This window comes from Tahibacter sp. (assembly GCF_032229445.1).
Lineage (GTDB): Bacteria > Pseudomonadota > Gammaproteobacteria > Xanthomonadales > Rhodanobacteraceae > Tahibacter.
Genome location: NZ_JAVTWC010000137.1, coordinates 1 through 24,038, shown reverse-complemented (window position 1 = coordinate 24,038; position 24,038 = coordinate 1). Strand labels below are relative to the sequence as shown.

The window sequence follows — 24,038 nt, the reverse complement described above, 5'->3', positions numbered from 1 at the left end:
ACAAGCCAATTTCCAGAACCATTTTCGACCGAAAGAATGACCAGCCCCACTTTTCCATCATCGTGATGGCAACGAGGTCCATAATTCTGATCCCGATTCCGCTCATGATGATGAGCGCCGAACCGTAAGCGCACATGAGTAGGGAAACAACGTCCAGCAGTACGGCGCTGAGATTGATCACAAAGCCGAACCATTGGACGCTGATGTCGGGCAACGCACCTATGGTGTATCGCTCCAGCCCGATGGAAGTCCAGGCGTCAAGCAGAAACCCAACTGCCGCCGTGCTGACGAATGGCATCAGCGGAGGCAGCCGACGGTTCCACAGCATCCACCAGGCAAGGAAGCACGCAGCCACCAGTGACGAACACACACCCAGCCCCACGCCCAGGTGCTTGTCCATTCCGATCACCAGTACGTCAAGGGGGTCGGTCCCAAGGCGGGCATCGATGAAACCTTTGGCACCCAAGGAAAAAATAAGGATTCCCAGCGTATACAGCAGCACCTGGTAGCGTCGCCAATTCGTGGATTCGTTCAGATAATCCCGAAGGAGCTGCATGCGTCTTCCCCGCAATGGTGGACGAAATGGAATGCGCAGGCGCGCCTACGCCCGAGCGCAGCCCCGCGAGGCTATCCCACATCTAAACAGGATTGCAATCGCGCATACGTGTAGAACGCGCCTAATGAGATAGAGGCTAGGTCGCTACACCCGGCGCCGTTGCGCACGCCCATCCGGGCGCCTTGCGTTGCGCAGCCGGCTTGCATCGCCTGAACTGCCGGGATGATCACAGTGCCGAATAGATGAAAGCTCTCTCAACAGCCCGGCATGTATGCACGGAGACGGCGCCCTGCCCTCAGCAGTCACGTGTGCCAAACGCAGCTACCGAGAGTTGCTTCTGGCAACGCGAGCGCCGATGATGCGCGCTGGCCGTAGCGGCCGACAGGAGCCTTGATGTATCCCGATGGCTCTTGTGCCTGCTCCGGCAACTAGCTCGCTATATCGCAGCCAGGACCGGATAGCGGCCGATCGATCCGCCGCCTGCCGTCACCGAGATCAAGGTCAAATGCCATGATTGCTGTCAAGGGATTGCGCTTTTCCTATTCGCGCAAGAGCAAACAAAAAGGTGACGCGCCGACCCTCAAGGGCCTGGACTTCGAAGTCCAATCTGGCGAGATATTCGGGTTCCTCGGACCTAGCGGATCGGGCAAGAGCACAACCCAGAAATTGCTTACTGGTATCCTGGCCGGATACGACGGGAGCATCGTGGTCAAGGGGCGGGAGCTATCCGCCTGGGACAACAGCTACTACCGAGAAATTGGAGTCGGCTTCGAAATGCCGAACCATTTCCCCAAACTGACGGCCCTGGAAAACCTGAAGCTGTTCGCCGCGTTTTACGACGGCAATACGCTTGATCCCATGACCCTGCTCGAACAGCTCGGGCTCGCAGCGGACGCCAACAAACAGGTTGGCGCGTTCTCGAAGGGCATGAAAATGCGGCTGAACTTCGCCAGGGCCATCATGCATCGCCCCGGTATCGTCTTCCTGGACGAGCCAACGGCAGGTTTGGATCCCATGAATGCGCGCACGATGAAACAGATCATCAAGACGCTCAAGGCGCAGGGATGTACGGTCTTTCTGACGACGCATAACATGCTTGATGCCGAGGAACTGTGCGACCGCATCGCCTTCATCGTCGATGGCCAGCTCGCCACCATCGGCAATCTGGCGCAAATGAAGCGCACGTTTGGCGAGCCGTCGGTAGTCGTCGAATACCGCACGGGCGGTGAATCCGAATCGCTGCAAAAGGCAGCCTTCGGCCTGCAGACGCTGGCCGAGGATGCCGATTTTCAGCGCATCCTGGCAACGGCCAAGCTCTGGTCCATCCACAGCCAGGAAGCCAGCGTCGAGGAGATTTTCTTCAAGGCTACCGGGACGAAACTGGCGTGAAACCTTTCGCCGCGCTGCTCCGACATGAGCTGCTACTGCTCCTGCGCCAGAATGTCATCGGAATCGCCGTAGCCACTGTGGTGATCTACGCTGCGGCCCTGTATTTCCTGCCGAAGATTTACCATGACACCTGGGTGCCAGCACTGCTGATGAGCGAAATCGTCACCATGGGTGTGCTCTTCATCGCCGCGGTGGTGTTCATCGAAATCAGGCAGCAGACCGTTATTGCATTCGCCGTGACTCCGGTTCCGACGACCACATGGATTCTCGCGAAACTCACCGCATTCACCCTCCTGTCGACTGGCGCAGCGCAAGCACTGCTGATCCTGCAGGGCAGTTTCCCAAACGGCATTGTAGTGACCGTGGCCATCGTACTGAGTGCATTGCTGTACAACCAGATCGGATTCATCCTGGCGGTACTGACCGGCAATATCCGTGATTTCTTTCTGCCGCTGTCCCTGGTGATGGGATTGCTTGCCCTCTCGGTGTATTGGCATCTGGGTGTGGCTGATTCGCCACTGTTCTGGATAATTCCGAGCTATCCCGCAATGGTGCTTCTCGCCTCCGGTGCAACGCCCGCTCCTGCCGCCACCCTGGCGCTCGCGCTGTTGCTGCTGCTTCTGTGGAATGCAGCGACCTTCTGGCTGTGCCGCCACGTTTTCCGTACCCGTATCTGCTCCAGGCTGGGACGCTGAGATGAATCGATACCTCAATGTCATCAATGCCGACCGTAAACGGATCTTTCGCGACCCATTCCTGCTGTTCATGGTCGTCATGCCGATTTTTTTTGCATTGGCGCTGCGGTATTTTCTGCCAGTATTGCGCGAGAAATTCATCGCGAGCCTGGACCTCGCAACCTACTATCCGCTAATCATCGGGTTGTTCGTCGTCACGCCCGCGCTCTACATCTCGGCAGTATTGTCGCTGCAGCTGATCGAAGAGCAGGAAGAGAACATCCTTAGCGCCGTGGCCGCCACGCCATTTTCCCTCAACCGGTATTTCGGCATTCGTCTGACGGGCTATACGGTGCTGGCAGCGATTCTCATGGCCACGGTCCAGGTCATAGTCGGCATGTCACCCTTGTCGCTGCCGCAAGTCGCGCTGCTCGCGATAACCCTTTCGCTGCAGGTTCCGATTCTTGCCCTTGCCATTTCGACATATGCCAGCAACCAGGTTGAGGGCATGGTTGCGCTGAAAGCGTCGAGCATGCTGGTGCTGCCTGCGCTGGGCATGTTTTTCGTGAAGGACCCCTGGCACCTACTGGGCTGTTTCCTACCCGCGTACTGGCCGGTCATGGCTTTCTTTTCCGCATTTCGCACTGGAACGCCAACCTATTTCTTCGCTCTAGCAATTGTCGTCGGACTCATCTATCAAGCCATCGTGATCGCGTGGCTGTTTCGCGTCTTCGGCCGCAAAGCCCAATCGGCTGGCTAGTCGCAAATGACGGAACGCCCGCGCCGCGCATGGCTGGAGCTGTGTTTTTGTCCACACTGTGAATGCGGCCCAGAGAAATGGAAGTGACCGAATCCCGTTGCATCGAAATCATCCGCACCGAATTGGTACGATCCGGCATGACCGACGCCGATACGCTCGCGCTCGGCCCGCTGGACTGGATCAACGCCTGCGACTATCCCGCACAGATCTTCCTCTACGAGAATAGGCTGGACGCCAGGCAGCTCAAACGCTCGCTGCAGCAGCTATTGCTGGATTTCCCGGCATTTTCCGGGCGTTGCGTGGTCGCCGCGGACGGCATTCCCTCCATTGTGCTCAATGATGCCGGCCTGCGCTTCACCGAGCAGAATTCCGCGCTGACGTTAACCGAATTCCTGCACGAGTGCAGATCCTCAACCGAAGCCGGGGAATACACCGACAAGATCGCTGCCTTCAAAAGCGCTGCTAGCGACTCCCCCCTGTTGGCAATACGGCTGACTCATTTGGCGTCGGGCGGGAGCGTTCTTGGAGTTACTCATTTTCACGGAGTCTGCGACGGCGGTGGAATGTTCCAGTTCTTCGCTGCCTGGAGCAAAGTAGCGAAGGGGGAGATCTACCGTGCCCCTGTGTTTGATCGCTCGCTATTGCAGAACCTGCAACAGTCATTCAATGGCACCTCGCCTAGCCAGCACGACAGCTTTCCCGGCATAAGCCTGCTTGAACTGATGCAACTGTTCACGAGAGTAAAGAACCTCGCCGAGCATTCCAAGCGTCAAGTGATCCACTTCAGCGCCGCTGATCTGGCCGGCATCAAGCGCCGCGCTCTGCTGCACGGAAAACGCCCGACGAGATGGTTTTCCAGTCAGGATCTTCTGGTAGCCCACCTCTGGCGCGAGATCTGTCTGATCCCGGCAGAGTGCGACAGCATGCGGCTGTCCTACATCCTGGATCTGCGCAAGCGCCATGGCTTTGAACTGCCAGAGGAGTACATCGGCAATGCGCACAGCATTCGTTCGGGATTTCTCACAAAGTCAATGTTGGCGCAAACCGATGTCGTCGAGTTGGCACAGAGAGTGCGGGAGATTTCCGATAGTGCAGATCCGATTTCAGTTGGCCAGGACATGGCCTACTTGACGCAGCGTATCCCCGGATCGAACAAGCTCCACATCACCGAGAGCGCGCTGTATCCGACCGAAACGCTTACTGTCAACAACCTCAGCAACCTGCCGTGCTACGATCTCGATCTTGGGGTCGGAAACCCGATCTGGTACGTGCCACCGGAATATCCAGGTTGCCGCATTGTGCATATAGTTCCTTCAGCGCAACGCGACGGCGGTTTCGACGTTCACGTCAAGCTCGGTGGAGACGAGATGGGACGTCTGCGGGAGCGTCACGAAGCCGCCCTGGCCTGCCCGTGAGCGGCGCGTTGCGCATGGTCATGGAGACCGGCCAGGCCGACGGGCATTGAGCAAAGGGGAATCGCGCTGGAACAGGTCGAATACAGTATTTCGGATTTGCGCAAGCTGGCAAAGCAAGGCCGGCAGTATGGCGCTCCGCTCAAAATTGCATTGCTTGCCGACAGCGCCACACAATTCCTGGCAGAAGCCCTGCGAGGGCACGCAGCGACCCGTTGTATGGGCATCGATTTGTACGAGGCCGGCATAGGCCAGATCGAAAGCCAGATATTTAACGGGCAGTCGGACCTGTACCGGCACTTGCCGGACTACCTGCTCGTCTTGCGCTCCAGCAACGGACTGCACGAGGAGTTCAGCGCGTCGGGATGCATACCGGAGACCTTCGCCGAGGCGTACGTGCAGGGACTCAAGGACCAGATCAATGCAATCCGCGCCCTACGACCCGCATGCAAGATCATCTACTTCAATTTTCCGGAACTGAACGATTACGTCTACGGAAATTATGGCAATAGCGTTGCGCGCTCTTTCATCTACCAGTTGCGCAAGATCAACTTGGCGCTGATGGAGATGGCGCAGCGCACGGAGTCTCTGTTTATCTGCGACCTTTCCAGCCTGCAGAATCGCTTCGGTAGCGCATTTGTCCATGACGCCAAGTGGTATGCCCGCGCCCGAATTGCCTACAGCCTCAATTTTCTGCCTGTTGTGGCGAAGCATGTGTTCGACATCATCGCGGCAGCATCAGGATCGGTGAAAAAATGCATTGTCCTGGACCTCGACAACACACTATGGGGCGGCGTGCTTGATGAAGACGGCATCGAGAATATCCAGATAGGTGAACTTGGCGCCGGAAAGGCATTCTCTTCGCTGCAACGATGGCTCAAACATCTCAGACAACGAGGGATCCTTCTTGCGGTCTGCTCCAGAAACGACGAAGCCATCGCCAGAGAACCGTTCCTTACGCATCCGGACATGATACTGAAGCTGGACGACATCGCGGTCTTTGTCGCCAATTGGGACAACAAGGTCGACAACATCCGGCATATCCGGGAAATCCTCAACATCAGTTTCGATTCCATGGTGTTCCTGGATGACAACCCTTTCGAGCGCAGGATGGTTGCGCAGGCGATAGCCGAGATTACCGTCCCGGAGCTGCCTTCCGATCCGGCGCTTTATCTAGACTATCTGCAGCAATGGAATATTTTTGAGGTTGCCGCAGCTTCCGCGGCCGACGAAGAACGAACGCTCCAGTACCAGCAGGAAGCCGCCCGCAGGAAAGTCAGGGCGCTCTACCGAAACGAGTACGACTATCTGTCGAGCATCAATATGCGCTCGGCCTTGCGACCTTTCACCGAGCAGGACCTGCCGCGGGTCGCGCAACTCAGCCAACGGTCGAATCAGTTCAATGTGAGATCTAGCCGCTACACCACAGCGGACGTCGAAATCATCGCCGGCTCTGCGGACTACTTTACCCTCTCGTTCGAGCTAAGCGACAACTACGGAAATCACGGCCTCGTCGTTGCGCTTGTATTGAAGCGGGAGGCTGATGAAACGCTATTCATAGAAGCATGGATGATGAGTTGCCGTATCTTGAACAGGGGCATGGAGCACTTCGTGCTGAACGAGGTCGCCAACCTCGCGCAGCGCCAGGGTTATAGGGTCATCAAGGGCGAATACCTGCCAACCAGGAAAAATGCACTGGTGAAGGATCTCTACGCGCGGCTAGGTTTCGTCGAGCAGAATAGTTACTGGTACCTGCCATCGCAGGATTACGTGATGAAGCCAACCGCAATCCTTCGCAACTGATTCTCGGCCAGTATGCGAGCGGAGAAGCGATGAACGAGTCCTGGCACCGACGCTGTTGTATTCACCGCTGGCCCTCCACCACCCGCCAAGCGCTTGCCGCGTAGGCGTTTTCGCCGCCGCCTTGGCTCAAGGCGGTTCCAGAATCAATAGAAACTATCTACCTGTTCAGAAGTTCCCTAGGAGAACGAAAGCGTGAGCGCAACCCGTCAATCGCTGCTGCGGGACATCGAATCCATCGTTCGCGATGTCCTCGACAGTCCGGCAATACAGTTGCAGGAAGATTCGTCGCCGATGGATTTCGAGGCGTGGGACTCCGTCGCACACGTACACATCTTGGTGAGCATCGAGAACCGGTTCGCCATCAAGTTCGAACTGCGGGAAACCCAGCAGTGGGCCGACATGCGCTCCATTGTGGATTCGATCGAAGGCAAGCTCGAGGCAGCCTGACTACGGGCCGGGAATCTCCGAATAGCCCGACGACACAGAAACCAGGGACTCGAAGCGCCGCTCCGCCTCCCGCACGACTCCGGCCGCGCAGCGCAAGCACCGGGCCTCGCGCTAGACCACTCAGGCATATTCACGCGCCGGCCGCCCGGCACCGGTCGCGGTCGCATCTGTGGCCCCGAGCGCAACACATATCGGTGAATTGTCCTTGTCACAGATCGCGTCAACCAGACGCAGGAACGAGGCTCTGAGTCGTTCAATGGTTTCGTGCATAAACAGTTTCCTGTTGTAGGTCAGCACCGCGCGCAGGCCGATTTCCGTCCAACGAACATCTGCCTCCATCGCGACCATTGTCGTCGTCGACTGCATCGGCTTGCTGATAACTTTGGCCTCGTTGTCGACAATGTCCCAATTGTCGACTCGAAGCATGTCGAAGTAGTTGAAGACGATTGGGATCACCGGCAACTCACCGCCGGTGCGCTGCCGGACATAGAAGCCGGAGATGTCGCAATTGTCCTGAGCCTCGTACACGATGTCACGCACAGCGGCGCAGAAGTCGAGCAGCCCCACTTGGTCATCGATCTGAGTGATGATGAAAAAACCTTCTGCATACTGGCCGATTGACAGCTCCAGCTCTGCTCGCGAACGCCCCAGATGGAAGGAACTGATCACCTGCTGGGCAATGCCGGAAAGTTTGTACAGCGAGAGCTTGAAGGCGGCCAGCAACGCCGTATAGACGGAAATGCGCAGTTCCGTGCAGGTGGCAGCAAGACGATCCACCTGCGCCTGGTTCAGCATGAGATCAAGGAATCCGGTTTCTCCAACGCAATTGAGGGGATTGTCAAAGTCAGTCGGGAAGCGGCGCAGCCCTCGCAGGCTGTCGAATTTCTGACGCCAGAACTCCAACTGGCCGGCCAGCATGTCCTCCTGGTGCCAGCGTGCGGACCAGTAGGCGAAGTCGCGGTAGTGAATGCTCTGCTGGCTGACCGGAAACTGGCCGGTGGCTTTCAACGAGTTATAGCTCGCCGATATTTCCTGCCGGACCAGGCTCTGCGCCCAGGCGTCCCCGACAATGTGGTGCAGGCTCAGGATAAGGACATGCCGGCGGGGCGCGCATTGCACGGCGCAGGCGCGAAACAGTGGCCCTTTGGCCAGATCGAAGACGAATGACCGCTCCTGCGCGATCAACTCCTGGACTGTCGCGTCAGCTTCATTCGCGCTCAGGTGACGACAATCCACCACGACCAACTGGAACGGATGGCTGTCATCTACATGCATGACCAGTTCGGAGCGTCCGCGCAGGAAGAACCTTGCCCGCAGGCAATCGTGACCGTCGATGACATGCTGGATGCTTCGCTCCAGCAAGCCCAGGTCCAACTCTCCGGTGAACTCTGCCGCATTGGCGAGCGTCAGCGACGACTTCGCCACGTTGGGCATGAAATGCACAAACCAGATCAGCCGCTGGGCGTAGCTGGCCCGCAAGGTTTTCGGGCGATCTTCCAACGGCTGCAGGGGCAAAAGGCTGAGGCCGTCCATTTTCTCGATTTTGCCGGCCAGCGCACGGATGCTTTGACTTGCAAAAATGTCGCGAATCGAGACTGTCACCTGCAGGGATTGCTTGAGCCGTGACGCCAGTTGAATGGCCTGCAACGAATTGCCACCCAGTCGGAAGAATTCATCGTCGATGCCGAAAGATTTCGCATCGAGACCCAGCAGACGTTGCCATACCGTGTGAATTTTTCGCTCGATCACGGTGCGTGGCGCCGCGTAGACCTGCGCGGCGGGCCTGACGTCCGGAGCCGGCAGCGCGGCTCGATCCAGTTTCTTGTTGGGCGTCAGCGGCAATGCATCGAGGAAGACAAACGCTTCCGGGATCATGTAATCCGGCAATGTTGACTGCAGCCAACGGGTGAGTTCAGCGCCGCGTTCCAGGCGATCAAGTCCAGACGCCGACACCGGGCCAACAATATAGCCAACCAGCCGCTTCTGGCCAGGCACGTCTTCCCGCACGACGACAGCGGTCGCTACGACGGCGCCATGGGTGAGCAAGACACTTTCGATCTCACCCAGCTCGATGCGGAATCCGCGCAGCTTTATCTGGCTGTCGACGCGATTGAGAAACTCGATCCTGTAGCCCTCGGTCCAGCGCACCAGATCTCCAGTGCGGTAGACGACGCCGGCGCGGTCTGCTGCGAGAAATGCGCCCTTTTTCTGCCGTGTCAGATCATCCTGACGGTGATAGCCCAGGAACAGTCCCCGGCCACCAATATGCAACTCGCCAGGCACGCCGATCGGGCAGTCATGCCCATAGGCATCGAGCACATGAAAACGGGTGTTCGCCGTTGGCCCGCCGATTTCCACGCACTGACCGTCCAATCGCTGAAAACTGCTCCACACCGTTGTCTCGGTAGGCCCATACATGTTGTAGACATCACCGGGTACAGCCTTGCACAACTGGTTGCCTAGCTGCCGGTCCAGCGCTTCGCCGCCGACGCAAAGTAGCTGAAGCCGGTTCAGCGCCTCGCGGCCTGGCGCCGAATGAATCCAGCCCCGCACATACGAGGGCGTCGCCTGCATATGGGTCACGCCATGCAGGACTATCAGATCCTCCGCCTGCCAGCGCCTTTCATGACGCTTGGCCAGCAATGCACGCTGAGCCTGGTGCCATTTCATCACTTTGCGCAGCTCGGCAATCTTGGGCAGGTGCGCCAGGGTAGTCGCATGGTCGACGCCGAAATCGATCAGGCAGGCAATTTCCGTGACACCAGCGTCGGCAAGTTCCTGAACAAGCCCGGCACAATGGGAAACTGTGCCAAATAGGCCGCTGTGGCGGAAGAATCGTTCGAACGCGACCTCAATCACGTCCTCCCGATGCGCATCAAGGTCCAGCCCCAGTTCCTGCGCGATCGGAGCGACCAGTCCCAGCGAATGCCGCAGATAGTTCTTGAACGGTGCCCGCACCGTCTGTGCGACGAATTCGGAATCGTCTGCAATGAACGTGTGCAGCATGAGTGCCACGCGTGCCCGCTCGGGCGGAAAGCCGGCGTCGTGAAGTGCATCGCGATAAACTTGGATCTTGGCGGCGAGGTCGTAACGGTCCTGCCCGAGGAAATGTGTCAGTACGCCCGCGCCTATCGACCCCGCATACCGAAACGTTTCGGGGCTGCCCGCCGCGGTAATCCACAGCGGCAGTTCCCGCTGGACCGGGCTGGGATGCGTGGCAAGCACAACATCTTTGCCGAGCCCGTTGCGGCGAACGATCGATTCGCCACGCCAGAGCTTCTGAACCTGTTCCAGATGCGATCGCATGATGCGATGACGATCATCGTACGAATCCGGTTGAAAGATGAAATCGTTCGGATGCCAACCCGAAGCAATCGACATCTCGACACGCCCGCGTGAAAAATGATCGACCATCGCCCATTCTTCCACCACGCGTACAGGATCGTGCAACGGCAGCACGACGCTGCCACAACGCACACGTACGCGCTCGGAGATCGCACCGACAACCGCCGCAGCGACCGCGGGATTCGGAAACTGGTCGCCGAAACTGTGGAAATGACGCTCAGGCACCCAGACACCGCGCAAGCCCGCCGCATCGGCAAATCGCGTTCCCTCAAGCAGGAGACGATACTTGTCCTGGTTGGCTTCCTCGGCCGCAAAATAAAACAGACTGAAGTCGATCTCGCCGGATGACTCGCCCGGTACCGGAATCTCTGGCTGTAACACGACGTGAAATCCGCAACTCAAGGTCCAGAACAACTCCAGCACCGAGATATCGAAGCAGATGCTGGTCACCGCCAACCAGGTCGACTGGCTGGCGGCCTCGGTCACGACGGTGTGGCCAAACTCCTGATCGAGCGCGACGATCAGGTTGACCACGCTGTCATGCGCGATTTTGACGCCTTTGGGGCGCCCGGTGGAACCCGATGTGTAGATCACATAGGCAAGCGGGTCCGACTCGCAATCAGGATTTCTCTCCGGGGCCCGACTTATGGCTGCGGCAACGTCTTCACTGTCCAGCGCGATAACCTGTCCGCAGCACTGTTCCGGCAGCAGTTCGGCAACCGCGCAGGTAGTAACGATGGCCTGCAACCCTGCGTCTTCCACCATGTAGTGGACTCTATCCAGTGGATAGCCCGGATCCAGCGGCACGTAAGCTGCGCCTGCTTTCCAGATCGCGAGCAGCGATGCCACCATGTCCAGCGAGCGCTCCATGCACAGGCCGATCAGGCAGCCAGGACCGAGTTGCCCGGCACGCAGCACATGGGCGATGGCGTTTGCCCGCGCATTCAGTTCGGCGTAGGTGAGCGTCACGCCTTCGAACGACAAGGCCCTGAGCCGGGCATGCCGCTCTACCGAACGCTCGAAATACTGGTGAACACGCATCTGCGCTGGCAGCGGCACGACGGTGTCGTTGACGGCAGCCAGCATGCGTAGCTGGCTGTCTGCAGCGAACCTGGCGTCGGAAAGACGCCGCTGCGGCTCACTGCTGACCTGTTCCAGCAAGGCGACGAAGTTCTCCGCGAAGCGCACCATCGATTCGTGCCGATACAGGTCCGTGCAGTACTGCACGACACCGCTGAGCGCGGAACCATCATCGGTGATGGTCAGGACCAGATCGTATTTCGACGTGGTGATACGGTTGCTGATTGGCGCAACAGCCACGCCAGGCAATTGCAATGCCTGAGGCGAGGCTTCCTGGTACGCGAACATGTGCTGGAATACCGGCGTGTAGCTCAAGCTGCGAACTGGCGCGAGGATTTCAACGATCTGCTCGAGCGAAAGCTCCTGGTGCCCCAGAACACGATTGAGATTGGCAATAGTTGTTCTGACATGCTCGACAAACGATTGGTCGGCGCGCACCTGCGTGCGCAGCGGCAGCAGATTGATAAACAGTCCGACCAACTGCTGGAACTCCTGGCGCGCACGATTGGCGGCTGGCACGCCAATAACGATGTCGGTCTGTCCGCTGTACCGGTGCATCAGCCACTGAAACGCCGACACCAGATAGTGATGCACGCTGCAACCGATCTGTCGGCTGTTGCTGCGCAGCACATCCACCACAGATGGCGGCAAGATGAACGTGTGCGCAGCGCCCGCTGTGGTGAGCTGTGCCGGGCGACTGAAGTCGGCAGGCATCTCCAGCAATCCTGGAGCGCCGTCGAGATAGTCGCGCCAGAAAGCCGTCAGTCTGGATTTGTGCGCGGGTTCGAACTCGTGCCGATGCCAATAGCTGTAATCGCGGTATTGGAACGGCATTGGGGGCAGCGTCGCGACGCGGCCGGAATACAGGGTTGCCAGCTCCCGCAGCAAGACCTCGCACGACCACCCGTCCGAGATGATGTGATGCATCGCGATACAAAGGACGTGACGTTCGTTCGACACGCGCAGCAGCCTGCAGGTGAAGAGTGGCGAGCGCTCAAGATCGAAGCGCCGGTCCATCTGCGCGTCGATAGCATCAGCCAGGGCGTTCTCGGCAACCTCCTTGATTTCCAGTGAGAAAGGAGTGTCCGAAACTCCCTGATACGGCAGCCCGTCGTGCACGAAGAAACGGGTTCGCAGCGCTTCGTGCCGCCTGACCAGTGCTTCCAGGCAACGCGCCAGCAATTCCACATCCAGCTGCCCGTCGAGCGACAGCAAGACAGGCAGGTTGTAGGCCGTTGAATCAGGGTCGAACTGATACGCCAGCCAGAGGCTCTGCTGCATCGGGGTCAACACTTCCCGGGTAAGCGACCCGGTGTCCTTGCGAGGCAATCCGTCATCATCGGAGCTCCGCAGCGCCTTGCGCAGCCAGGCCAAAATTTCCGGCTTCCTTTCCTTGAGTTCGGCAAGAATGCCCGGCGCAATGCTTTCCGCCTGCGTATTCACTTTGAGTCTATCGTCACCGGCAAGGGAGATTTGGACGCCCTCCGCCTTGAGACGATCCAGCAGCGACAGCAGCGAATTTGTGTTGTCCATTACCTGAGTCGACTCCGTGAAGTAGTGCGGCACCGGCTCGCGCGCGCCGCAGCTGAATCCCGCGTACCGGCGTCCTGGCCTGACAAATACCGTTGACCCGTTGCGGCTTCCCGCGCCGCAAGACGCGGCTGCAATTTTCCACCCCGGAAGCCGGCACGCCCCCACACAGGGCACGAATATAACTATGACATACCGCACAGCGGTCGGTCAGCAAGGTGACACAGGCAGTCCACCTTCAGCGTCTGGCTGTGTCATCGCCCGCCCTGACGAGGTCGCACCACAGCCTGAGGCAAGCCGGTGTGCGTCGCCCGTCCGTCCAGTCGTGGACAATGCCGGTGCCTGGGTTTCGCTGTCGCAGGGAAACAGAGCATTGGCCCCTGGCGATTGCCGCGACTCCCGCACGCGAACTCCGCACGGCATGGGCTAAACTTGGCGTTCGCCGCACCGCCGGCGCGCCGAACGCCGCCCACGCTTCGCGGCCTACGATCGGATGCGACGTTGGCGTTGCCGTCGTTGTTGGCCTACGCCTGTCCGCAGGCAGCGGGGCCTGCCATGCGCTAGAGCACCGGATGCTCACTACTGCAACCAGGAAACACATGATTTCCTTCAGACTCCACCATCTCGGCTGTGCAGTCGCGTGCATCGAAGACAGTTTGCGGATGTATACCGGAGCAATGGGATTCAGCCGGGTATCCGCGATCTACGAGCTCGCCGACCTGAAAGTTCGCGTCTGTTTCGTCGAAACAGCACCGGATGTGTTTGTCGAGCTGGTGCAGGCGACCGCAGCGGACTCGCCAGCGAGCGCCTTCCTCACTCGCCGTCAGTACTACTATCACGCCTGCTATGTAACACCCGATGTCCGCGCGGCCGTCGCCCACCTGGAAGCAAGCGGTTATCGGCTACTGTCATTGGCAGCGTCGGAGGTATTCGCCGGTGCCGAATTCGCCTTTTTGCTTACGCCGGAATCCGCCCTTGTCGAAATCTGCACAGAAGGCATGTTCGCCCGTCTGCTGACGACATAGGCTGCGCTCACAAGACCCGGGCCAAATCGCCTGAACGTTGCCATGATCGCAGGGCTTGAGCCGCTACCCAGGATCCGAACGCCATCAGGCACCTGAGTCGCACACGCCCCGCAGTTCTTTCATCCAGGCATCGAGCCAATCCGCAGCGCGCTGCGGATCAGTCGCCAATGCCGGATGGGCCTGGATGGCGGCCGTAAGCCGACCACGCCAGTTCAGCACGCATGCGGCGAACGGCACTTCTTTGGTGACCGGAGCCAGGAAAATCCAATCGACTGTCGGCGCAGTCTTCCCATCATCCCAAGCGCCCAGATTGGAAAAGAGCCCGGTCTTCCTGCGACCCGACTGAAGACTCTTCTGTAACAGCATACGCATACCATTGATACCCACACGCTCGCCAACATTCCAGGAGTTCCAGGCCTGCCAATGGGCGCCCTGCGCCAGCAGTTGCCTGATTCGTGCATGCACGTCTTTGGGAGCGGCGGGCGCCTCGCCAGAGCACGCAATGTCAATGTCGATGGCTGCAAACTGGTTCGCAGTGTCCGGCATAACCGCTACCGCACCGCGCAGATTGACTGGCATTGACCATAGCGCTGGCCCCGAGCGATCCAGCCAAGGTCCCAGTGCGCGATTCAGCGCCCACAGCAAGAGGCTGTTGAGACTTACTCCCTGCCCAAGGGCAGCCTCTTCGACACGCCGCGTCTGCCCTTCAGACAGGATGACCCAGTGCATCGAACTCGGGCATGCGTCCTGCGGGGAACCGCCGCTCCAGTCCGTGTCGAAATCCATCCAGGCGGCGACCTGCGCCGGCGGCCGCAACGGCCGCAGGGGGAAGCGGGTCGTGTCGTCGGACTGCCGCATCTGCGGCAGTGTGGCGAAAGCGCCATATCCCCGACGACGCAGGAGATCGGCAAAGGCGCCGATTCCATCCGCGTCCTTATGCGGCACGGTATACCATTCGGGCTCGCACCCTACCTCGGCGCACCCGAAACGGATTCTCGCAAACTCGCCGCGTTCCTCCTGCAACACGTACCACTGACCCACCCAGTCCACGCCCCCCCCTTCCTGCCTGCTCACCCGGCAATGCCGTGGTTCGCGGACTGATCCCCACATCCGCGCTGTCGCGGTTTCGCCACACTACGGTCCACGCGCAACCCTCGCACGCGGAAATTGCGAGGAACGCCATGGCGACGCAACATTTTCTAAATCAACCAATAATATGCCGTCGCGCAGGATATTGTTGCGCGGGGGGAACTGGCAAGGCTGCGGCATAAGATCCCGGCTTACCCGCCGCGCAGTTCACGCGATGCCGGCTGCCGTTTGATCGTCCGGGCCTGATCATGAGAGGGCACCCGGTTTCGCGCTGCGCCGCCCTCTGCCGGGCCGACCAGGCTGCAGCTGACGTACGTTGCAGGCGCCTGAACATTGTTGCGGTCGCGCGACTTTGCAGAGCGCCGACTGACCGGACCAGCGCCGTCCCTGGCAGCGCCTGCCGCCGTACATGACCAGGGCGGTGTCGCGCGATCGAAGGCAGGGCGAGAGCTGGAACGTCAGAACACGGCGATGTCCCTCCCAGCCGATTCAGGGTTTGCACGCCCTGCCCTTTCGGAGCCGGCGACAGCATTCCGCGTGGATGATGCCGGCGCGATTCACCGCGGGCGAGCCAACTATGACACCATTGCCAGCCGCTCATAGAAGCACGGTGCCATCGATATGAATGTTGTTCGCTGCCGTGGACTGACTGCCCTGCGTCTGCTGCTTTCCTTTGGCCTGCTCGTGGGTTTGGCAGGGTGCGGGGGCAGTGGCGGTGACCCACAGGCCACCGACGCGGCAAGCAAGGGCAGCACCGCCGGGACGGGCGACGCGGCGGGGAATCCCGAAGCAAATGGAACTAAGGAGGATAAAAAAGAAAACCAGGGAAGTGGCAAAAGCAAAGCGATTTTGGTCGAGGTGGCGTCCGTCCGGCGCCGTACGGTCGCGGCAAGGTACAGCGGCACCGCGGCCCTGGAAACGCCGAACGAGGCGCAGGTCGTCGCCAAGACCTCCGGCGTGCTGCTCAAGCTTCTGATCGAGGAGGGCGAGCAGGTTCGGACCGGACAGGTGCTGGCGCGCATCGACCCCGAACGGCCGCAGCTTGAGGTCAATCGCGCAGAAGCCACGCTGCGCAGGCTTGAAGCCGAGTTGAGGCGCTCGGAAGAGATGTATGCACGCAAGCTCATCGCGACGGATGCACATGATCGCCTGCGCTTTGACCTGGCAACGCAGAAAGCTGTCTATGACATCGCAAGGCTGGAACTGTCCTATACACAGATCGTTGCACCGATAGACGGCGTCGTTGCCCAGCGCATGGTGAAAAAGGGCAACGAGATTGCGCTGAATCAACCGATGTTCCGCATCGTCAACAATGAACGTCTCGAAGCTGTGTTGAATGTTCCCGAACGGGAACTTTCCAAACTGAATCCGAAGATGTCGGCATCACTGCGCGTCGATGCACTGCCCGGCGAGGAGTTCACCGGCACGGTCGACCGGGTGAGCCCAGTTATCGACGGCAGCAGCGGCACATTCCGTACCACTGTTGCCTTTCGCGACACCACTCAGCGGCTGAAGCCCGGCATGTTTGGCCGCGTGACCATCGTTTACGACCGCCGCGCCGATTCACTGACCGTACCGCGTGCTGCCCTGCTTGATGAGGACAGCGAGCCGGCGGTATTCGTCGTCCGCGAAACCAAGGTAGTCCGTACATCCGTCGAACTTGGCCACGTCAACGGCGAATACGCTGAAGTGCGTTCAGGACTGAGCGAAGGCGAGAACGTCGTCACCGTTGGCAAGGTAGCGGTTCGCGATGGGGTCCGGGTGCAGATCATAGAGCGGGCCGCGTCTGGTGACCGCGTGGAGGCAGGCACGGCTGCCGGAGTCCCGCAGGGATGAACATCGTAGAATTTTCCACCCGTCGTCGCGTGACTATCGCGGTCGGCACTTTCGCGCTCGTGCTATTCGGTCTGATCGCCCTGTTTGACCTGAAAGTCAATCTTTTGCCTGATCTGAGCTATCCGACCCTGACGGTGCGCACGGAATACGTTGGTGCCGCGCCAACTGAGATAGAGAACCTCATCACCGAGAAGATCGAGGAGGCAGTCGGCGTCGTCAAAGGACTGCGCAAGCTGCGTTCGGTCTCTCACACGGGGCAGAGCGATGTGGTGCTCGAGTTCTCCTGGGGTACCGACATGGACAAAGCGAGCCTCGAGGTTCGCGACAAGCTAGAGATCGTGCTGCTGCCGATCGATGTCAAGCCGCCGGTGCTGCTGCGCTTCAATCCCAGTACCGAGCCCATAATGCGACTGATCCTCAGCTCCGGGGATGATGCCTTCGGCACTGAGCAGGCACAGCTGATACGCCTGCGCCGCTATGCCGAGGAAGACCTGAAGAAGCGACTGGAACCGGTCGACGGCGTCGCCGCTGTCAAGGTATCCGGTGGCCTTGAAGACGAAGTCCAGGTGCTGATCAATGATCGACGTCTGGCGCAGCTGAAGCTGTCGGTGAACCAGGTGATTGATAGGCTGAGGCAGGAGAACGTCAACATCTCGGGTGGACGCATTGAGGAAGGCTCGCAGCGCTATCTCGTGCGCGCGGTCAATCAGTTCGTCGATCTCGATCAGATGCGCCAGCTACTGATCGCAAACTCGGGCGGCGTGCCGGTGCGCCTGAAAGATATAGCCAGCGTCGAACAGGCGCACAAGGAGCGACAGGCGGTGATCCGCATCGACGGCCAGGAAGCCGTCGAGATTGCAATCTACAAGGAAGGCGACTCCAACACCGTGGCCGTCGCCGAGGGCATCAGCAATACCCTGAAAAAGCTCAAGGGGCAGCTACCCGACGATGTCAAGCTGACACCGGTGGAAGACCAGTCGGTCTTCATCCGCGCCGCGCTCAGCGAAGTGAAGAACGAAGCGCTGATGGGCGGCGCGCTCGCCATCCTGATCATCTTCCTCTTCCTGCGCGATGGCTGGAGCACATTCGTCATCGGCCTGTCGCTGCCCATATCCATCGTGGCAACGTTCTTCTTCATGGGACAGCTGGGGCTTTCCCTGAACGTAATGTCGCTGGCAGGGCTGGCGCTGGCCACCGGCATGGTCGTCGATGATTCGATCGTCGTTCTCGAAAGCATTGCCAAGGCACGCGAGCGCGGGCTCGGTGATCTTGAAGCAACCATCGCCGGCGCACGCGAAGTCAGCATGGCCGTGGTCGCAAGTACCTTGACGACGGTGGCTGTCTTCTTTCCGCTGGTTTTCGTACAAGGCGTGGCCGGCCAGCTTTTCAGGGACCAGGCGCTAACCGTGTCTGTCGCCCTGGTGATTTCGTTGGCCGTCGCGTTGACGCTGATACCGATGCTCAGCGTGCTGAAAGCGAAGAAACCAGGCTCTGCTGCCGAGGAAAGTTCGACAGGCACGGGCGAAGCGGCCTGGCGCGGCGTACTGGCGTTTTCCACCGTTTGGCTGGCATGGCCGCTGCTTGACCGGCCGCGGACGGTGCCGCGAGTGCTGCTCTGGCTCGCGCTATTGCCACGTCTTGTACTGGTTCCGGTGTTGCTGGTGACCTTGATCGTTACATTCTTAGCGCCGCTGCTGCTGCAGTTGTTCGGCTGGTTGCTGCGTGCCTTGCTCGGCCATGGTGGCGTTCTCTGGGCGATCGGCTGGGTGACATCGCGTATTGGCGTGGTACTGATGAAGCCGTATGACTGGGCTGCAGCGGCGTACAGGCGCATGCTGCCGCCGGTGCTGGCCCGCCCCATGCTGGTGCTGGCAAGTTCGGCAATTGCATTTGCAGGTGCGCTGTTGCTGGCGACACGACTGGGATCAGACCTGATTCCGCAGTTCGCACAGGACCGGTTCGAGATGACCGCGAAACTGCCACCAGGCACACAGTTGCGCGATACGGATGCGCTGGTCCGCGCGATCCAGCACGCGCACGCCGGCGACAATGATATTGGTGTCCTGTACGGTGTCAGCGGCAGCGGTGCACGGCTTGATGCCAATCCCACCGAATCGGGCGACAACATCGCCAAGCTGACCATCGTACTGGGCGCTGGCTACCGCCGGGCGACCGAGGCGTCAGTGACCGAACGGCTGCGACGGACCATGAGCCGATACCCGGATGTGGAAGTGAAATTCGGCCGCCCCGAGTTGCTGAGCTTCACGACGCCGTTAGAGATTGTACTCGCCGGTGGCGACCTCGAGTCCCTGGACCGTGCAGGCAAGGACGTCGCGCGATTGCTTGCCACGCAACCTGTTTTTGCCGATATAAAGTCGACGGTCGAGCAGGGACATCCGGAGGTGCAGATCCGGTTCGACCAGGAGCGCGCGGCGGCACTGGGGCTTACGACACGCGAGATCGCGGACCAGGTGGTGCGCAAAGTACGCGGCGAGGTGGCAACCCGCTATTCGTTCCGTGACCGCAAGATAGATGTTCTGGTGCGTGCGCGCGAAGCCGACCGCAGTTCAGTCGACGAGATCCGCCAATTGATCATCAATCCGCAGAGCGAACGCCCTCTGACGTTGTCGGCGGTGGCAGATGTCATCGAAACTGTCGGGCCCAGCGAGATAAACCGCGCCGACCAGACCCGCGTCGCCATCGTTTCGGCAAATTTGCGTGATGTGGATCTTGGTACTGCAGTAAAAATAGTGCGATCGCTGATCGAGAAGAACCCCATCAGCGCGGATGTCAAAATGCACATCGGCGGCCAGGGAGAGGAGCTCGAAGCCTCCCTGAATTCACTGCTGTTCGCCCTTGGCCTGGCCATCTTTCTCGTATATCTGGTGCTAGCGTCACAGTTCGAATCCCTGCTGCATCCGCTGGTCATCATGTTCACCGTTCCCTTGGCCATGGTCGGCGCCGTCCTCGCCCTGTGGCTATCGAACTCGCCTGTCTCTGTCGTGGTGTTCATCGGGCTTATTCTTCTGGTTGGCATCGTGGTGAAGAACGCGATAGTGCTGATCGATAAAGTGAACCAGTTGCGATTGGACGGGGTAAGTAAACTGGAAGCCATCGAACAGGCCGCCAGCTCCCGTTTGCGCCCCATTGCCATGACGACGCTGACGACACTGTTCGGCTTTGCGCCAATGGCCTTCATGGGTGGCGAGGGCGCGGAGGTAAAGGCACCGATGGCCATAACCGTAATTGGCGGGCTGGCGGTGTCGACCCTTCTCACCCTGTTCGTCATTCCCGCCGTCTACCACCTGGTGGACCGCCGATCTGACGCCTACTACCGCGAGCGCGGCCGGTTCTTGCGCCGGGAGATGACCGTCAGGCCCGACGACCTGGCCGGAGAACACGCATGACGCTGGCAGAGCTGAGCCTGAAACGGCCGGTGACAGCGATCATGTTCTATGTTTCGGTCGTGGTGATTGGCGTGATAGCCGCACGGCAGCTTGCACTGGAGCAGTTCCCTGAAGTGAATGTGCCGTTCGTGATGGTCGAGTTACCCTATCCGGGATCCACCCCGCAGGAAATCGAACGTACCGTCACACGTCCGGTGGAAGAGACCCTGTCCACGCTGCCGGGCATCACCCGTATTCAGTCGCAAAGTCGCCCGGACGGCGCAACAGTGTTCATGGAGTTCTTTTCCAACTGGGACCGTGACATAGAAGTGACGGCCTCAGAAGCTCGCGAGCGCATCGACGCGATCCGCGATGAACTTCCGACAGATCTGCAGCGCTACTTCGTACGCAAATTCTCCCCAGGCGACGCTCCCCTGCTGCGCGTGCGGTTTGCCAGCGAACGTGATCTTACCGGCGAGTACGATCTGATCCAGCGCGGTATGCAGCGACGGCTAGAGCGATTGCCTGGTGTCGCGCGCGTGGAAATCAGCGGCGCACCACCTCCGGAAGTGGAAATCGCGCTGTTGCCTTCTCGCATCAGCGCACATGGCGTAGCGCTCAATGAGCTGGTTCCCCTGCTTCAGGCAATGAATTTCTCCGTTTCGGCAGGACTCATCGACGACGGCGCACGCCGCCTGCGCGTGCAGCCGGTTGGGGAGCTACGCAGCCTGGACGAGTTACGCAATCTGGTAATCGACGCGCGCGGCCTGCGCCTTAGTGATGTCGCCGAAGTCCGCTTGCGGCGCCAGGAAACGGATTTCGGCCGGCGGCTGGATGGGCAGTCCGCGGTCGGCCTAGACATATTCCGCGAACGCAACAACAACCTGGTGGACGTCTCGCGTCAAGTGCTGGCCGAATTGCACAGCATTCTGCAGCAACCGGATTTCCAGGGAATACAGCTCAAGGTCATTAATGACCAGTCCGAAGGCGTCACCAGTTCGATCAACGAGCTGATCAACGCCGGGCTGGTAGGCGCCCTGCTTTCCGTGTTCGTGCTCTATTATTTCCTGCGCCACTGGCCGTCAACCCTGATGGTTGCGCTCGCGATCCCGCTCTGTATCGTCATGACTCTGGGCGCCATGTACTTCCTTGGCCTGACGCTCAATGTGCTCACGATGATGGGGCTGCTGCTGGGCATTGGCATGCTCGTGGACAATGCCGTGGTCGTGGTGGAGAGCATCTACCAGAACCAGGCGCGCTACCCGGACGACCCGGTGCGCTGTGCCGTCAACGGCACGCGCGATGTCCAGATCGCCATCAGTGCGGGCACATTGACCAGCATCATCGTATTCGCTCCGAACCTGCTCGGCGAGCGCACGTTTGTCAGCCTGTATCTGGGCCAGGTAGCCGTGACCATAACCATTGCGCTGGTGGCTTCATGGCTGGTCGCCGTCAGCCTCATCCCGATGATTTCCGCACGACTGAAGACCCCGATGGCAGTGATGGATCCCCGCGGCTTCATTCCACGCCTGACACATAGGTACCGGGCGCTGCTGCAATGGTCGCTGAGCCACCGTGCCTGGTCTCTGGTCGCCATCCTCGCGATCGTCGCTGTAAGCGTGGTGCCCGCGCGACTGACCAAATTCGACATGTTTCGTGACGACGCAGGCCGCGAGTTGGAAATGTACCTCAGCTGGAAAGGCTCCTACGGACTTCCGGCAATCTCCGAAGACGTCAAGCTAGTAGAGGATTTTCTCGACGCGAATCGCGAGCGATATCAGATCACCCAGATCTATTCCTGGTTCAGCGAACGCGGTTGGGCGGGCATTCGCCTGAACCTGCGCGAGCCCAACCCCAGCGTCTGGGATTATCTGCTGTTGCGCAATCACGAAGCCGGACTGTTGTCGTCAACCACGCTGCGTGAACAGCTGCGCGAAGAATTGCCGAAATCCGCACGCGCGGAAATCGGCTTCCAAGGCGACGGTCCCAACCCCGGCGGTGCCGATGACGGAATCAGCATTGCCGTCAGCGGAGATGCCAGCGAGACGCTCGCCGAGATCGCACAGACATTGGTCGGCATTCTGAAGACGGTGCCCGAGTTGCGCGATGTGCGGGTAGATGCCGGCGATGAAAGCACCGAAGTGTCGGTAACGGTGAACCGCGAGCGCGCCGCTGTGTACGGATTCACGTCCAGCGATGTCGCCGGCTATATCGGTGTGGCGCTGCGCGGAGCACCGCTGCGCGAGTTCCGCCATGGGGAAAGTGAAATCCCGGTCTGGCTGCGATTCGCAGGTTCCCGCGGCTTCAAGGTCGAGGATTTTGCCGCACTGAATCTGCGCCGTGCCGATGGGGGCGAGGTGCCGCTGATGTCCATCGTGGACGTCAACGTCCGCAAGGGATCTGCCCAGGTCAACCGCGAGAATCGGCGCATGACGCTGATGATTCAAGCCAATCTGGCCGACGGAAAGAACACCGAAGATGCGCGCAAGGCGATCAAATCGGCACTCGGGGGCACGGTTCTTCCTGATGGCTATCGCTGGAACCTCGGGGGCAATTTCGAGCGCAATACGGAAGCCGGCGCCCGCATGGGTTTCAACATGCTGATCGCCTTGCTGATGGTGTATCTGGTGATGGCGGCGCTGTTCGAGTCCCTGACGCTGCCGGCAGCCATCATCAGCAGCATCTACTTTTCCGCTCTCGGCATGTTCTGGGTGTTCTGGATCACGGGCACGACGTTCACGATCATGGCGGCCATCGGCATCCTCGTGCTGATGGGCGTAGTCGTGAACAACGGCATCGTCATGTTCGAGCACATCGACGCGATGCGTCGCCGCGGCGTGCCACGTACACAAGCCCTGGTCGACGGAGCATGCGAGCGGCTGAGGCCGATCCTAATGACCATGGGTACCACGGTACTGGGGATGCTGCCGCTATGCGTGGGCGGGCCGCAAGTGGGCGGCGCCGGACTCGGCTATTACCCCATGGCACGCGCCATCGCCGGAGGATTGATCTTTTCGACGATTGTGAGCCTGCTGTTCCTGCCGACCATATACGCGCTACTCGATGACATGCGGCTGGCGTCCGTGCGGGCCATCGGCAAGTCTTTCCGCCCGAACTCTGCACGCGCGTAGCTCTTCGGGGTCGTCGTCATGGTGGAGGCAGCCACTCTACCGACTCAAAGCATCGGACTTATTTGCCGCGAGTCGCTGCGGACACCGAAACGGCCTGACGCGCGATGGCCGCCTGATCTGCGACAAAGATCCGATCGGGATAGGAGCGATGGCACCCCAGCGGCGCAACGCGGCCCATCTCGTCCTGCCACGCTTCCACCGTTTCAGAAGCAGTGCCCGCAGGCGACGCAGATTGCGGAACACACCAGGCGTCTGCCTGAGCTGGAAGCAGACAGCTTGCCCGCATCGCTCACACCCGTTCGTCGCGAGGCCGTCGAGACACGGTCCCGATGCGTGCCGCGGACTTCAGTGACGGCGAAGGCGCAGCCGACACTACGTCGAGCCAACACGAGGCAGCGGCGCGCGTCAGGGCGAGCGCACCTGCGGTCGCAGTATAAGGGTGCGAGAAACGCGGGCTAGGGAACCTCTGAACAAGCCGATATTTGCTTTTGACTCGGTTGCCGCTTGAGTCAGGCCGGGTGAAGAGTGATCGCTCAGAACCGCAGGTTCTGATCACTCTGAACGCCCAACGGGCC

At 59.9% G+C, this 24,038-nt stretch carries 13 protein-coding genes; 10 read left to right on the top strand and 3 right to left on the bottom strand.

Annotation, left to right across the window (positions count from 1 at the left end; genetic code table 11):
- On the bottom strand, positions 1-556 hold a 556-nt coding region (locus tag RUU78_RS25365; RefSeq protein ID WP_313920666.1), incomplete at its 3' end, for a hypothetical protein.
- A gap of 510 nt (positions 557-1,066) precedes the next feature.
- Between RUU78_RS25365 and RUU78_RS25360 the strand changes: the two genes are divergently transcribed.
- The 6 genes from RUU78_RS25360 to RUU78_RS25335 all read left to right on the top strand — a co-directional run bounded on the left by RUU78_RS25360 (position 1,067) and on the right by RUU78_RS25335 (position 7,041).
- Positions 1,067-1,945 (top strand): ABC transporter ATP-binding protein, encoded by an 879-nt coding sequence (locus tag RUU78_RS25360; RefSeq protein WP_313920664.1) that lies wholly within the window; start codon positions 1,067-1,069, stop codon positions 1,943-1,945.
- Positions 1,942-2,640: a hypothetical protein gene (locus RUU78_RS25355; protein WP_313920662.1), complete on the top strand. Its 699-nt coding sequence runs from the start codon at positions 1,942-1,944 to the stop codon at positions 2,638-2,640. Before RUU78_RS25360 ends, RUU78_RS25355 begins: the two co-directional genes overlap by 4 nt.
- 1 nt (position 2,641) lies before the next feature.
- Positions 2,642-3,379, top strand: coding sequence for a hypothetical protein (locus RUU78_RS25350; RefSeq protein ID WP_313920661.1), 738 nt, complete (start codon positions 2,642-2,644; stop codon positions 3,377-3,379).
- A gap of 77 nt (positions 3,380-3,456) precedes the next feature.
- The gene (locus tag RUU78_RS25345; protein ID WP_313920659.1) at positions 3,457-4,794 is read left to right on the top strand and encodes an acyltransferase; all 1,338 of its coding nucleotides are present in this window, start codon (positions 3,457-3,459) and stop codon (positions 4,792-4,794) included.
- 96 nt (positions 4,795-4,890) lie between these two features.
- A complete protein-coding gene (locus RUU78_RS25340; RefSeq protein ID WP_313920658.1) occupies positions 4,891-6,594 on the top strand; it encodes an HAD-IIIC family phosphatase in 1,704 nt (567 codons plus the stop codon).
- Between the two features lie 192 nt (positions 6,595-6,786).
- Positions 6,787-7,041 (top strand): acyl carrier protein, encoded by a 255-nt coding sequence (locus RUU78_RS25335; protein WP_313920657.1) that lies wholly within the window; start codon positions 6,787-6,789, stop codon positions 7,039-7,041.
- Positions 7,042-7,161: 120 nt separating this feature from the next.
- Here RUU78_RS25335 and RUU78_RS25330 read toward each other — a convergent pair whose 3' ends face one another.
- Complete coding sequence (locus RUU78_RS25330) at positions 7,162-12,999, bottom strand: MupA/Atu3671 family FMN-dependent luciferase-like monooxygenase (RefSeq protein WP_313920655.1); 5,838 nt, start codon at positions 12,997-12,999, stop codon at positions 7,162-7,164.
- A 596-nt stretch (positions 13,000-13,595) separates the two neighbouring features.
- Between RUU78_RS25330 and RUU78_RS25325 the strand changes: the two genes are divergently transcribed.
- Positions 13,596-14,021 carry a VOC family protein gene (locus tag RUU78_RS25325; protein WP_313920653.1) on the top strand — a complete coding sequence of 142 codons (426 nt, stop codon included), beginning with the start codon at positions 13,596-13,598 and terminating at the stop codon, positions 14,019-14,021.
- Between the two features lie 84 nt (positions 14,022-14,105).
- Here the strand turns inward: RUU78_RS25325 and RUU78_RS25320 are convergent, their stop codons facing one another.
- Positions 14,106-15,071, bottom strand: a complete 966-nt coding sequence (locus RUU78_RS25320) for a hypothetical protein (protein WP_313920651.1) — start codon at positions 15,069-15,071, stop codon at positions 14,106-14,108.
- A gap of 660 nt (positions 15,072-15,731) precedes the next feature.
- On the opposite strand from RUU78_RS25320, the gene RUU78_RS25315 reads away from it, so the two are divergent.
- From RUU78_RS25315 to RUU78_RS25305, 3 genes are read left to right on the top strand one after another with little or no spacing between them, the layout of a single operon-like run.
- Positions 15,732-16,946: an efflux RND transporter periplasmic adaptor subunit gene (locus tag RUU78_RS25315; RefSeq protein ID WP_313920649.1), complete on the top strand. Its 1,215-nt coding sequence runs from the start codon at positions 15,732-15,734 to the stop codon at positions 16,944-16,946.
- Entirely contained in the window at positions 16,943-20,353 is a 3,411-nt protein-coding gene (locus RUU78_RS25310) for an efflux RND transporter permease subunit (RefSeq protein WP_313920647.1), read from the top strand. The genes RUU78_RS25315 and RUU78_RS25310 overlap by 4 nt, the downstream gene beginning before the upstream one ends.
- Positions 20,350-23,463, top strand: coding sequence for an efflux RND transporter permease subunit (locus RUU78_RS25305; RefSeq protein WP_313920645.1), 3,114 nt, complete (start codon positions 20,350-20,352; stop codon positions 23,461-23,463). Before RUU78_RS25310 ends, RUU78_RS25305 begins: the two co-directional genes overlap by 4 nt.
- The last annotated feature ends 575 nt before the right edge of the window (positions 23,464-24,038 follow it).